At 48.3% G+C, this 12,735-nt stretch carries 14 protein-coding genes and 1 tRNA gene; 3 read left to right on the top strand and 12 right to left on the bottom strand.

Annotated features, from left to right (window positions below):
• Positions 1-8 precede the first annotated feature (8 nt).
• Positions 9-275 carry a TIGR03905 family TSCPD domain-containing protein gene (locus tag U0L91_RS03485; RefSeq protein ID WP_330044843.1) on the top strand — a complete coding sequence of 89 codons (267 nt, stop codon included), beginning with the start codon at positions 9-11 and terminating at the stop codon, positions 273-275.
• A gap of 263 nt (positions 276-538) precedes the next feature.
• Here the strand turns inward: U0L91_RS03485 and U0L91_RS03480 are convergent, their stop codons facing one another.
• The 9 genes from U0L91_RS03480 to U0L91_RS03440 form a co-directional block, all read right to left on the bottom strand.
• Positions 539-1,747, bottom strand: coding sequence for an ABC transporter permease (locus tag U0L91_RS03480; RefSeq protein WP_330044842.1), 1,209 nt, complete (start codon positions 1,745-1,747; stop codon positions 539-541).
• On the bottom strand, positions 1,744-2,574 hold the full coding sequence (locus tag U0L91_RS03475) for an ATP-binding cassette domain-containing protein (RefSeq protein ID WP_330044973.1): 831 nt from the start codon (positions 2,572-2,574) through the stop codon (positions 1,744-1,746). Before U0L91_RS03475 ends, U0L91_RS03480 begins: the two co-directional genes overlap by 4 nt.
• Before the next feature lie 34 nt (positions 2,575-2,608).
• Entirely contained in the window at positions 2,609-3,343 is a 735-nt protein-coding gene (locus U0L91_RS03470) for a hypothetical protein (RefSeq protein ID WP_330044841.1), read from the bottom strand.
• A complete protein-coding gene (locus U0L91_RS03465) occupies positions 3,340-3,840 on the bottom strand; it encodes an RNA polymerase sigma factor (protein ID WP_330044840.1) in 501 nt (166 codons plus the stop codon). Before U0L91_RS03465 ends, U0L91_RS03470 begins: the two co-directional genes overlap by 4 nt.
• Before the next feature lie 107 nt (positions 3,841-3,947).
• Entirely contained in the window at positions 3,948-4,196 is a 249-nt protein-coding gene (locus U0L91_RS03460) for a hypothetical protein (RefSeq protein ID WP_330044839.1), read from the bottom strand.
• Positions 4,193-4,402, bottom strand: a complete 210-nt coding sequence (locus U0L91_RS03455) for a hypothetical protein (protein WP_330044838.1) — start codon at positions 4,400-4,402, stop codon at positions 4,193-4,195. The genes U0L91_RS03460 and U0L91_RS03455 overlap by 4 nt, the downstream gene beginning before the upstream one ends.
• Positions 4,399-4,755, bottom strand: coding sequence for a hypothetical protein (locus U0L91_RS03450; RefSeq protein ID WP_330044837.1), 357 nt, complete (start codon positions 4,753-4,755; stop codon positions 4,399-4,401). The genes U0L91_RS03455 and U0L91_RS03450 overlap by 4 nt, the downstream gene beginning before the upstream one ends.
• A gap of 18 nt (positions 4,756-4,773) precedes the next feature.
• A complete protein-coding gene (locus tag U0L91_RS03445; RefSeq protein ID WP_330044836.1) occupies positions 4,774-5,457 on the bottom strand; it encodes a plasmid recombination protein in 684 nt (227 codons plus the stop codon).
• Between the two features lie 379 nt (positions 5,458-5,836).
• On the bottom strand, positions 5,837-6,319 hold the full coding sequence (locus tag U0L91_RS03440; protein ID WP_330044835.1) for a hypothetical protein: 483 nt from the start codon (positions 6,317-6,319) through the stop codon (positions 5,837-5,839).
• Positions 6,320-6,488: 169 nt separating this feature from the next.
• Between U0L91_RS03440 and U0L91_RS03435 the strand changes: the two genes are divergently transcribed.
• Both U0L91_RS03435 and U0L91_RS03430 read left to right on the top strand, forming a co-directional pair.
• Positions 6,489-7,736: a DUF6076 domain-containing protein gene (locus U0L91_RS03435; protein WP_330044834.1), complete on the top strand. Its 1,248-nt coding sequence runs from the start codon at positions 6,489-6,491 to the stop codon at positions 7,734-7,736.
• Between the two features lie 67 nt (positions 7,737-7,803).
• Positions 7,804-8,715: a hypothetical protein gene (locus tag U0L91_RS03430; RefSeq protein WP_330044833.1), complete on the top strand. Its 912-nt coding sequence runs from the start codon at positions 7,804-7,806 to the stop codon at positions 8,713-8,715.
• A gap of 156 nt (positions 8,716-8,871) precedes the next feature.
• Here the strand turns inward: U0L91_RS03430 and U0L91_RS03425 are convergent, their stop codons facing one another.
• From U0L91_RS03425 to U0L91_RS03415, 3 genes are all read right to left on the bottom strand, one after another.
• A complete protein-coding gene (locus U0L91_RS03425) occupies positions 8,872-10,053 on the bottom strand; it encodes a dCTP deaminase/dUTPase family protein (protein ID WP_330044832.1) in 1,182 nt (393 codons plus the stop codon).
• 6 nt (positions 10,054-10,059) lie between these two features.
• On the bottom strand, positions 10,060-12,315 hold the full coding sequence (locus U0L91_RS03420; RefSeq protein ID WP_330044831.1) for a hypothetical protein: 2,256 nt from the start codon (positions 12,313-12,315) through the stop codon (positions 10,060-10,062).
• A 294-nt stretch (positions 12,316-12,609) separates the two neighbouring features.
• Positions 12,610-12,685, bottom strand: a tRNA-Lys gene (locus tag U0L91_RS03415).
• Between the last annotated feature and the right edge of the window lie 50 nt (positions 12,686-12,735).

Here is a 12,735-nt window from a genome sequence, read left to right as displayed (position 1 = left end):
GATTTCATATGTTCGTATACAAAACAACCGGCACCTGCTCCAAAGAAATTCACCTGGAGGTGCAGGACGGTGTGATCCGATCGGTGGAATTTGTGCTGGGATGCCCCGGATTCACCCAGGCGCTCGGCCGGGTGTTGACCGGCATGCCGGTGGAGGAGGCCATCGCGCGGCTGGAAGGCATCCAGTGCCTCGACAAAGGCACCTCCTGCCCGGACCAGCTGGCCAAAGCTCTGCAGGCCTGGCGCACCCAGCCCGAGTGCCGCCCTGACCGCTGAACGCTCCTGTGGCCGCCCCCTAAAGGAAGTCCGGCAGCCACACTTTTGCCCCGGGCCGCCCCCTGCCCGGGGGCTTTTTTCTGTCTTCTTTGGGGCTGAACCGATCATTTTCGATATCATTTTGCAGCTGATTTCGGATATCGTCCCTTATCGGCCTTTCAGACTTACCGTACCTATGTAATTTCTCTTGCACCGGAAGCGCCGGTCCCGTGTTGATGCTTCCGGTTCACATGTTTATCGGAGAACATCAGACGACTTTCTCTTTACCGTTTTCGTTTCCGGCACCACGCCATCACAGCAAACGGCAGGCAAACGAGTCCTATCAGGAATGGGATCACCAGCAAAGGTCCGGGCGACCAGATCCGGAAACCGAACCAGTGATACAGGTTCTGCCGGAAGATATCCTCCGCCCCGCCCACAAAGGGCAGCAGCCGCAGATATTGCTGCACCGACCAGGGCAGATACTGGTTGAGGATCTGTGGTCCCCAGGTGATCAGCAATGCGGCGATCAATGCTGCCGTGGTTCCCGGCAGAAGCGCCGACATCAGCAAGGCAATCCCGGCAAAGCCCATCACAGAGCAGAACAGATACGCCAGCTCATAGCATTCCGCCTGGAGCATATTCATCGGTGCAGTGGTCAGCATCTTGATCAGCTGGATAGGCAGATTCCAGCCCTCAAATCCCAGCCAGATAACCTGAACCGCCACCATAACCGCTGCAAACATCGCAAAGATTTCCGCCGCAAATGCCAAGCCCGACAGGAGTTTGGCCCCAGCCAGTCCTGCTTTTCCATGCAGGGATGTCACCTGCAGCGTATCCATGCCCCGCCGTCTTTCCCCTGCAAACACAGACGTCAGGGCCAGGGCCAGCACCACGGGCAAGACCATCTGACCAAAGCCCCCGATTCCGTTGCCCAAAATGGCAGACCAGCCTGCAGCCCAGCCGTATGCCATGGGCTTGTCCACCTGGCTGTCCATATCCAGAAAGAACTGTCGATCCGCCGGGTCTGAAAACTGGTTTTCCAGGTAATATTCGAGTTTTTCCTCCCGACGCTCATACAGACCGGTCAAGCGAGCAGGGTCCACATAGTAGATGGTCAGTGTGGGATAGGGCTGGGACTGATCCTCCACCTCCGGCCACAGAAACGATACTAGTGTTCCCTGCAGAAAGCTGAAATCTGCCAAAGCACCGTCAAACTCCGGGTTCTCCGCCAGGATTTGTTGATAAGTACGCACCATATCCTGTGCTGCTTCATCGGTGAGCGTTTGCCACCGGGCGGCATATTGCTGACTCTTGCGAATGTTCGCATACCCATCGATCTGGTGACTTCCATCTGCCCGCATGGTGCCGAAATTGATGCACTGCATGGCCCATACCTGCAGCCCCAGCGTCAGCAGCAGCATTCCAAAGACTGCCAGTCTGGTCAGCCCGGAACGCCACAGTTTCTTATGTTCCTGCCAGAACAGGCTCATGGATGGTCGCCCCCTTCCTCCTCCGGAAAGTACAACAGATACAGATCTTCAAGCGTGGGGATACAGGGTCTTGCCGCCGGGGCAGGCTTTGCATCCGCCAGAATCCGCAGCGCCACGCTGTTCCCGTCATAGCGCAGATTGGCCACGGTCATCCGTGCCTGCCAGGCCTCAGCCTCCCGGGACGGCACAGTCAGCTCCCACACACGACCGTTTGCCTGCTGCAGCAGTTCCGAAACGGTTCCCTGGGTTTGAAAGCGTCCGTCTTTCATCAGGAACACCTTGTGTGCAATCGCTTCCAGATCAGAAACAATGTGGGTGGAAAGCAGCACAATTTTTTGCTGCGCATACCCTTCCAGAATGTTGCGGAAGTGGACACGCTCCTTGGGGTCCAACCCTGCAGTCGGCTCGTCCAGAATCAGAATATCCGGGTCATTGAGCAATGCCTGGGCGATGCCCAATCGGCGGCGCATCCCGCCGGAAAAGGTCCGAATCTTTTTATTGCCGGCCTCCTGCAGACGGACCATCTGCAGCAATTCCTGAATCTTCGGCATGGCCCGGGAGCGGGTCATCCCTTTCAGCACAGCCATATACAGAAGGAAATCTCGGGCACTGTACTGCGGATACCCGACAAAATCCTGGGGCAGATAGCCCAGTTTGTCCCGGTATGCCGCGCCCAGTGCGTCAATAGGAATCCCATCCAGACGTACCTGTCCGGCAGTGGGCTTCAAGACTCCGCAAATCATCCGCAAAAGAGTTGTTTTTCCCGCACCGTTGGCTCCCAACAGACCATAAATACCGGGTTCCAACACAGCCGTGACCCCTGCCACCGCCGTGTTTCCTCCGAACTCCTTGCACAGATTTTCAAGCAGCAATTCCACCGATGATGCCCTCCTTTCGTTGTTGGAACAGAGAAATCAGTTCTCTGACAAAAAATCCGCCGAATACCAGGAATGCAAGAATCCAGCCGCCCAACGCAGACGTTTCATACAGCTGGGGCGCCGCAAGATGAATCATCAGCAGTCCCGCCGCTGTGACGGAACATACCGCGATACAGATCGTCCCATTGCTCCGCGGACAGCGTCGAAGTACGGTCAAAGCCGTCAGCGCACAGAACAAAAAAGGAACCAGCAGATAGAAAAATAACGGCAGCAAGGCTTTTCCCGTCTGTGACCTTCCCAACACCAGTGCCGACGTTAGAATCACAAGGTCTGCGGCCGCGGCCAGAATCAGCTTGGCAAGTGCCAGTTCTGCACGGGACACACAGGTGGATGCTTCCAGTTCATCCATGTCGTAACGCTGACCGGCAAACAGGACCGGCAGACATACCGCTACCAGAATCGGCCCCAACAGCGGCAGCCAGGACACAAGGTCTTTTTGTCCGGCCGCCGCCAGGAAAAACAGCACAGACGCAGCCCCCTGAGCCGCCCACATGGGCACCCCGGTAAAGCGCCATACCTGTGAGAGGAAGGTCCAGAATCCGGTACGCGGCCGCACCGGATTTTCTTGTAAGAGTGCGGCACACTTTTGTTTGGTTTCTGCCATGCGAGAGGGCTGCGGCCCCTGGCACAGCAGGCGATGCAACTCAGAAGAATTCACAGGTTTCCCTCCCTTAAAGATTTCAGTGCTTTCCGTACACGGCTCTGCACAGTGCGCAGTGGCTGGCCCGTCACGGCTGCAATCTCGCGGTATTTCAATCCTTCCCCATACCGGAGCAATACGGCTTCCCGCTGTTCCGGGGGCAGACTTGCCAACAGTCGCTCTGCCATATCACGGTTTTCGACAGTTTCGGAAAACACCGATGTGTCTGCCATGTCCTCCGGCATCGGTTCTGTTTTTCTTTGTCTGGCGGCATCCACACACAGACAATAAGCGATGCGATACAGATAGGCGCGGAACTGCCCTTGTTCCCGGTAGCTTCCTATGGTGCGGAACAGGTGCAAAAAGACTTCCTGGGTCAGGTCCTCCGCCGTCTGTGTACAAGGGGTATGGCGGGCGCAATATCGCAGAATTGCCGTATAATATCGCTCAATCAAGGTGTCTGCCGCCGTGCGGTCTCCGGCCTGAATGCGACGTATCAACTGCGCGTCCCGCATACGCATCCCCCTTGTAAAATGTGCTTCACTTATGATAACGAAAGTTCTCCCCGAAATGATTAGGCCATAAGCACTCTCAGAAAATTTTTATGATCCCTGGCACTTTCTCATTTTTCTTCCGCGTTTTTCCTGTTTTTCCACTCCTCAAACAGCCGTTGTCCCGCTTCCGACTGATAAAATGCCTGGATTTTGGGCAGCAGGAACCGGGCGAACCGTTCCAGCTCCTGCTGGGGTACGCCGTCCTCCCGGTATTTGGCGGACGCCGCTGCCTGTGCTGTTGTCTTCTCCTGCCGATCTTCCGTAGCGGCTCCTTTCTGCAGGGCTGCCCCCTGCTGCCTTATGATGTGTTCTGTCATCGATCCTGACCCTTGGCCCGCTGGCGGCGTTGCTGACGGTTCAGCCGCTTTTCTTCCTGTTGGCGGCGGCAGATGCCCAGCACAAACACCTGCACCTGCTCCGGTGCCACCCGCATGGCTTCCCGGTAGGGCCGGGTTTCGGTCAGTACTGCATCCAGCTGTTCCTCACAGCGATGGATGCACTGGCGCAGCTCCTGTTCCCTCACTGTGCATGCTGCAACTGCATCCGCAGACTGCGGTTTTCTGCCTGCAGCTTGCCGCTGGCCTTTGCCATCTCACACAGGGTCTGGAAGTCCTGCGGCATCAGTTCCACCCGCTTTTCCAGCACGCCTTTGGTTTTGGCCCGCTGCTCAATGTCCGCCACATCGCGGATTGAGCCGGAAATGTTCTTCACCTGGGAGATAAGCTCCTTCCGCTGGCCCTGCATCTGTTTGGTCTGGTCAGACAGTTCTGCCACTGTCTGGCGGTCCTTCTGGACCTTATACTCCAGAACCTCCAAATGTTCGGCATCGCTGCCCTGCACACCGCGCTCAAAGTCGGTGAATCCCGCCTGCCGCATGTGCTCGAAGAATTGCGTTTACAGCAGGCTGTAGGAACTCACCAGTCGGGGCTTGCCGTTCTTTTTCAGCACAGGCTGTTCCAGTTCGTCGGTCATGGGGACCATCGGCCACTTTTTGCTGTGACTCACCTGCATGATCATCTCCCGCACGGTGCCCCGCAGCGCCGGGTCCTTGCACCGTTTGGACCAGCGGATCTGCTTTTCCACCACCGGCAGGTAGACAACGTGGAGATGATAGTGAAACACATCCCGTCCCAACCGGTCACTGGCTTCCCGGTTGCGCTCGTCGGCGTGCATGACCGCGGAGATAATGTATTGTTCCCCACCTGCAATCTCCTTGGCCAGCTCATACACCTCGGCGTAGAATTGCTTGGCGTACTCATAGCCGCCGTGAGCCTCGAAATAGTCGGTGTTCACATCAAACACCAGCTCGTCAAAGACGTAGGCGTCCGGTTTCAGTCCTCGGGTGGAAACGACGCCTTCTTCCACCATCCGGTCAAATTGCTGGGCGTAAGTAGCTGCCTCGCAGGCTTTGAAGGTCACATTGTTGTGGCTGTATTCCAGCAGCACATCCGGGTTGGAGTACACTTCGTTCTTGCGTTCATGATGCCGCTCCCGCACCGAGATGGCATTTCTACGGTAGCGCTCATTGCGCACCACGGTCCGATGGATTTTGCTGATAGGCGCTCCTTTCTTGGGCACGGTTCTGCTTCGGATGGGGTACGCAGACGCTTTGCAAAGCATCTGACCCACTATGACACTTTCCGGCGCTGCCGGCAAAGTGCCAGTGGGCCCGCTGCGGCGGGAGGGATTGGGATACGGCTGTCAACCATAACCTCTTCCCGGTTGGGCTGCCGTCGTATCGGTTGCAAGTCTGTGGTTGCCTCTGGAAACCAGACACCACAGCCTTCATCCACCTTTTGCAAAACGCGGGGTGTGGAATTCTTTCTCTATTTCTCTTTTAGTTAGATATTTCATTCTATCTTTATCGTGTCGGCTTTTCCAACGGGTCAGTGTCGGCAAATCCGTCAACTGCCTGTCCGTTTTTCCTACAGGTCGGGACGGAACTTCCGACGGGTGGTTACAGCTCGTTGGGTTCCTTGGGCCGGGGCAGGTTGAGGTAATACCGCCGAGCCTTTCCGTTTGGCTGTCCCGGCACCGGCTTCAGCAAACCGCAGCGTTCCAAAGCGGTAAACAATCCGGCGGCTTTTTCTCGCTGGCAGTGCAGCAGCCGCCCCTCACTGGCCCGTGAGAGGCTCACACAGGGCCTGCCGTTGGCTTTCCAGTGCCCGGTGGTATCCTGGGCCGACAGCCGCAACAGCCCCAGCAAGTGGCCGTACAACAGTTTACTTTCGCCGGGAAGGTCCCGGTAGGGTTGCTCCGACAGAAGATTGGACGGGATCATCAGGAACCCGTCGATGCGATTCAGGTTTTCCTCTGCAGGAACGAGTTCATGGTTCAGATGGCACCTCCTTGGGTTATGGGTTGGGGGCGGACTTCGGCTTCTGGCATCCCTCTTTTCCGGTTGGTTTTGTCCTCGAAAGATGTCCGATGATTTCATCATATATTATTCCGACACATACAGCATACAGCGTCTTGCAGTCCGTTTCAAGATGTGTTAGACTGTTTTCATGTTGGATGATTCACACACTTTTCTCGGCTGTTTCTGAAACACAGAAAAACACAGAGCCATTTTACGCCCACTATGCTCCAACACAGGACGGTGACGAATTTTGAACTACCAGACGTATCTTTTCTTTGAAGGCCGTACTGAATATATCCAGGGCTACGACACGCCCCAGCATACGTATCCGCTGGGGTCTTTGGTGTTCGGTGTCCTGGACCTGGATGCCGCCCCCTACCTGGAACGGGGCCGCGCATTGCTGGAAAGATTCCGGGGCGTAAAATTTCCGGAAGAGCAGACCATGCAGCAGAGCCTGGCCTCCCCTGACACCTGTGTGTATTACCAGGTGGCTTCCTTTTACCATGACTTTGCCGCCGCTGTGCAGCAGGTTTCCCCTGCACTGTTTGATCTTGTGGAGGATTACATGTTGTCCATCTTCCGCCGCAATGAGCGGGAGCTGAAAGCTACCCAACATAGCGTGTTGCAATTTATACATACTGGAGAAAATAGCAGTTCGTATACATTTGATGAATTGCGCTCCAGAATGTCCCACCTTGGCGAATTGGCCTTAACCAGTGACATCATGGAAGGGTTCTGCCGGAACTTCCCGGAGTACACAGACCAGATGAAGGTCTTTATACAGCGTGATACCGGGGATGCCTCTCTGTGCCGGACGGCGTTGTCGGTATTGGAATCCTTCGTGACCCTGCTGCAACAGTTGGTGGACGGAAAAACGGATCTGCGCCATCTGATCGAGGTTACACTGGTGGACGAGGATGGCCGCCCCAGAACAGAGCATGGCCAGCGCCCTTCGGAGCTGCTGGTAGAACTGGCCGAAAATGGCGATCCGACCTACCAGAAATACCACAAGCTGGAGGACGACATCCATATACAGACCCGCTACAAACGGCCTGCAGACAACAAAAAAGGCGGCATTTCTGCCGCCACGTTCTATGCGAGCGATACGCTGCCCGCGTTACTCTTTTTGGAATTTGTACAGATGTGTGCCCAGGACCTGCCGGTTGCCGTCTGTGAAAGCTGCCACCAGCTGTTTGTCCCCTTCTCCAGCCGCGCCAAGTATTGCGAGCGGATACTGGATCCAGAAACCGGCGCCACTTGCAAGGATATTGCCGCCAAGCTGGCCTATGCTGAGGAGCTGAAGGCCAACAAAGCCAAGGAACTCTACAACAAGATGCGCAACCGCTACCAGATGCGCTGCTCCCGTGCCCCCGGCAATCAAAAAATGAGGGATGACTACAACGCCTGGCGAAAACAGGCACAAATGGCGCTGAGTAAGTACCAGATGGGGGAGATCGGCTGGGCGGAATTTGAAGGGATTATTCTGAGAAACCAGTAAATATTCATTTTACATAATCGAAATTACTGTTCCTGCTTGTCTTCTTATTGTACGGAGATCTGCCAATATGAATAATAAACATTCTGGATATTGCGCCCTTTGCCTTGAGTATAAAGATAAACTTACCTTTGAGCATATTCCGCCACGCTCATCTGGTAACAATAGCCGTGCCAAAATTTATAAGGGGCAGGAGTTAATAGGATGCAACAAACTTCCATGGGACTTCTCCGAAATGCACTATGAAAATGCTCAGCAGGGAGCGGGGAAGTACTCATTATGTAAAAAATGTAATAATAAAACCGGTCGCTGGTATGGAGCTGCTTACTCACAATTCGCGCAACAGATAAAAGAAACATTTGAAACCAGTTTTTTACATCTCATACAGACTGGTGAAATAAATATACAAAATATTTATCCTCTACAAGTCATAAAGCAAATTTTCTCTATGTTTTGCTCTGCCAATCCTCCTACAAACGATCATATCAATTACAAACCTGTCGTATACCCATTCAGTACACAAATTCTAACATCGCCTATTCAAAAATTGATTTTAGCTCAATACAATCTTGTTAATGCAGAATATTGGATTGATGATTTACGAAAGGCTGTCTTAGATAAAGAGCGAACCGGATTAAATTATGGTAGATTCAAGATTTGTATGTACTTTACATTAAGCCCCTTATTAAAAATTAACGGGATTAGCGAATCACTCAATCTTAACCATCATGAACCTGTATCTGTAAGCGAAATTGTAACATATCCTGTAGGTTTTTTACTTATACTAAACCCTAATAACGCTATCTCATATCCAGGGATCGATATAACCCATTGGGCGGATTATGCTTATACCGACTGCACTAGCATCTCCTTGCCCCTATGTGTGTATCCCGTCAATTCCTGGATTCCAATGGATTTTCGAAGGAAAGATGAAATCCAAAAATGCTTAAATACTAACGCTCCCGATTCAAAGAAATTTTAATTAGAAATCCTATCTATTGAGATAGCCAACGGCCGGGAATTTTATGGATTGTCCAAAACTTCCCGGCCGTTCTTTACAAGTACTTCATATTTTTGAGGTAATTAGTCCTAAAATTTTTGTGTTATATCCTTAGTGCCATTTTTGAATTTTCAAATTCTACTTTTTGAATTTTGAGTTCACCCATTGTACAAGCATTGTCATAAGAGGGGTAACCAAAGCCAGCAAGACCTTCTCTGTCATTGAATAATCGTTCTTTCCCCAGAAAAGCATAGAAACGATGACCAAAAAGGCCACGAAAGCTGTAAGGTTGGGAAGTATCCACTTCTTAAAAAATCTTGTTCGCCCACTACCTTCCCAATATTGATCGATCAGCTTACGAATATATTTATCATGCTGCTCAATCTCATCACACATCATCAGATAACGACACTCGCGTATTACTCCACTTTCTATGTCGCCAATCTTTTCTTCTGTCAAATCATCTAATTTCTGTGCATCTTTTATCTTTTTATTCCAACACAAAAACTTATTTTTTAATTCTTGGTCTCCTTCTTTTTGGCGCAATGCTTCTTCAAGACCAATTGTCAATGATTGAACGTAGCAAAGCTGATCTTTGCGCGTAATGCTTTTACGTACCTCATTAACACTATCTATCAATTTCTGCAAATCGTTATGGCGTTCCTTTTTTTCCGGCAGGAATTCAATTACTTTCTGAATTATATCTTGAAATTTTTCATATTCTTTTGCTCTAATACCCGCTGGTCTTTCGCTTAAGTCTTTCCATATATCGGTCCGCATGGGAGGATTATCTAAATGTAATGATGAATCACCACTCTTACTGTTTTCCTTCCCTGTCCAGGACAAAACCATTGTAACCAAGCCTATGCTTTTTGTTTTTCCCTCACTTTTCTCTTCTATCCGTAACTTAATTCTCCTTTTCGTAGGATTATTAATGGCAAACAGTAATTTTCCCTTCCAATTTGGGTCCAATGTAGTTGATACATTTCCCAAACCATCCGCACTCATTCGAACTCTTGAATGGAATGTCCCGACTATATTTTCTTCGGTTATGACATATTCTTTAGAGATTGTAAGAACCGTATCATTCGGATCAATCCAAACAAAAATTTCCTTTTCGTTTTGATGGACTTTCACAAGTCTTTTTTTATTTACAGAATAAATAAGCGTCGACGGAGACAAATTATAACCCGTTCCCTTTGCTTTCTTTTCATCGAAGGGGACAATTATAACATCTTTCAAGTCTCTACGTGCTTCCAAATAATCAGCTGCAATTAATGGACCGACCTTTTTCTTTTCTTTTTCGTATTCATTGCTCACATCGGTCTACCTCCTTTTTTCTTCACTTTTTTGTTTTTCCTCATTTTTCTGGGGCACCCATATTTTATGTCCCAGCCAAAGTTCTCTCTCATCCTTTATGGGCAAAAGCGGTGTGAAAAGTCTCGTATAAGCCGTTCCTATAGCACCAGTAAAAAGAATAAATTCTGGCCTACTTTTTACTGGTCCTGCCATCAAGACGTGACTATAAGAAATGTCAGGGTAAGGATCGACATAGTAAATCTTTGAAATTCCAAGATATCTTGACTTTTTGGCGCATAGCACACATGGACTAGACGTGGTGAATAAGAATCCCCCTTTTGCGCGTTGTTTGCTATCACCTGTTAAGTTTAGAAATGCAGTTTCCTCTGCGTGCAACGCTCGTGTGTGCACTTGATTTTTTTCTCCTGTAATTCCATTATAAACATCTTTGAAACAAAAACAAACATTCCTGCCATGTGTCTTTAGCGGACAGCCCTGCTTATTATATTCCTCTGTGACGAGAGTCTGGATATTTTTTTGAAAAGACGTTTCTCCCCCTTCACTAGAATTTTCATAGTCACTATATCCGTCCGGATCATGATGAGCATACAACTCACACAAATCTCTATAAAGACACGGAAGTTGTTCACGAGGCTGTTGGTTCCAACCAACTGATAAAAGTTGATAGTCACAGTCTGTAACCACAGCACCAACTTGTCTTGATATGCAACCGGAATTTGCCTTGGATGCATACGCAATTTGCATGCATCTCTCCAGATTGGTGGGCAATACAATTCCCGGACACATCATCAAACTAATATAACGAACCATTGTTCGTTTAATCGTAACGTAAGAACTGTTGTCAATTGGATTGTTAATAAATATGTCAGCAGATTCCAAACAGCTTGAAACATTTTGAAGAATAAAAGGAAGAACATCTTCAAGCCTTTGTTCTTTGATCCTATTAAGAAATATCTCCAAAACTGGATCTTGCTCCTTCTCAGATAGCTTTTTATCACACCAATCCCTATAATATTTTTTGAATATTCTAAGCTGTTCTACTCGATCAATAGTATTAATATCATCCATAGAAAATTTATTACTATTAATCAGTCTCTTCTGCCTTTGCGCTTCATCGGTATAAATGCCCATCAAATAGTAGTTACTGTATCTTTGTTTTAAATACATCGACTCAAATGGGTTTTTAATAGAATCAACAACCACCAGAGCATGCTTATGAATGGTTTCATTGTCCTGAGTGGAATCCTTACTCTTTAGTTCAGCTTTTTTCGATAAATAGGCTCGCAGTATTTTTATGGAGTGGTTGATGTCTTTTGCAATTGTAACATATCCCTTTTCTTGAAAGGCGTAATAGGCAGTCGCCCCATTATCATCTTCATATTTTGCGTATGGCCGGTCACTTATCCTAAGATTATTTCCCAAAAGCTGCATTGCTAGAGTTTCGATCTTTTCAAACTTTTTAATTTTTTTGAGAGCATCCCAAAATTTTGTCACCGTCTCTGACAAGAAGGCAAATATATATTTTTGCAAAATCCAATAATATATGGGGTTCAAATTTCCTTTTTTTGTTTCCCTACATTTTTGGAAATCGCGAAACAGCTTATATAAATCAACATTGCTAATGGTAAACGCTTTTTGTTTTGTGTCATAGCTGATTGTGATGTTCTTCCCATTTACCAACTTTATTGTTTGGGGGACATTAGGAATTTCAACAATATTAGTACCTTGCGATATACCTCTTATATTAAGTCTCAAATCCTTTGATTCTAACGGATCTCTATCGCAATCAAAAAATTCGTGAAATTGAAATTTCGGTGTTGATGTGGAATGTTTCTCTGCCAGCATAAACTCTTTATCAATTTCAAAAGTCATCCTTGCATCAAAAAAACTTTTAACAACACCTGTAGCATCCGTTCTTTCATCTTTGGTTAATCCAGCCACTTCATATAAAAACTCACAAAATTCTTCTTGTTTATAAGACAAAACACTTGCTACAATTAAAGCCCTCGTTTTTACCAGGTAAAACTTATTCCAGTTTTTTTGGGCATAGTCATAAAGAATATGATACTCATGCCTTTCATAATCCGAAAACTCCTGGGGAGCCTCCAAACTCAAATTCAACTCATTAAATTCTTTCTGCAAAATATCTGCAATCGTAGAAACGCCTGATCCAGTTTTTCCGCAAAGTCCAACAACAATAAAATCCTGCTGCCTTTCGAAAAGTTCACTGACTATCTTGTATCCATTGTCTTTCTTTGACATTTCTATTTCTCCTTGCCATATCTTATCAATTAAGCACAAGGCGACAAAGTCTACAAGTATAAATTCGCCTTCATATAAATATTATCAGGATTATCGACATTTTTCGATAATGTTTTTTAGACAAATTTATTTTCAGCTATATGTACAAAGTTTTTGTATATAAATTGTATAAATTGATTGTAAAAGGGTAGTGATAAATCAAAAATGCTAAAAGCTTAATCTCTTATGAAATAAAATCCAAAAAAGAAATCCGAACGCACCTTCGAAAAGAAGTACGTTCGGATTTGCTTGGTATGGTGCACCTCCAGGGACTCGAACCCTGGGCCCACTGATTAAGAGTCAGTTGCTCTACCAACTGAGCTAGAGGTGCATAACACAAACCTCCGGTCCGGGCTATTGCGCTCGGCCCGGAGGCTGTTT

It is taken from the genome of Gemmiger sp. (assembly GCF_036306485.1).
In the GTDB taxonomy this organism is placed as follows: Bacteria; Bacillota; Clostridia; order Oscillospirales; family Ruminococcaceae; genus Gemmiger.
The sequence above is the reverse complement of the archived record's forward strand: the minus strand, read 5'-3'. Positions and strand labels throughout refer to the sequence as shown.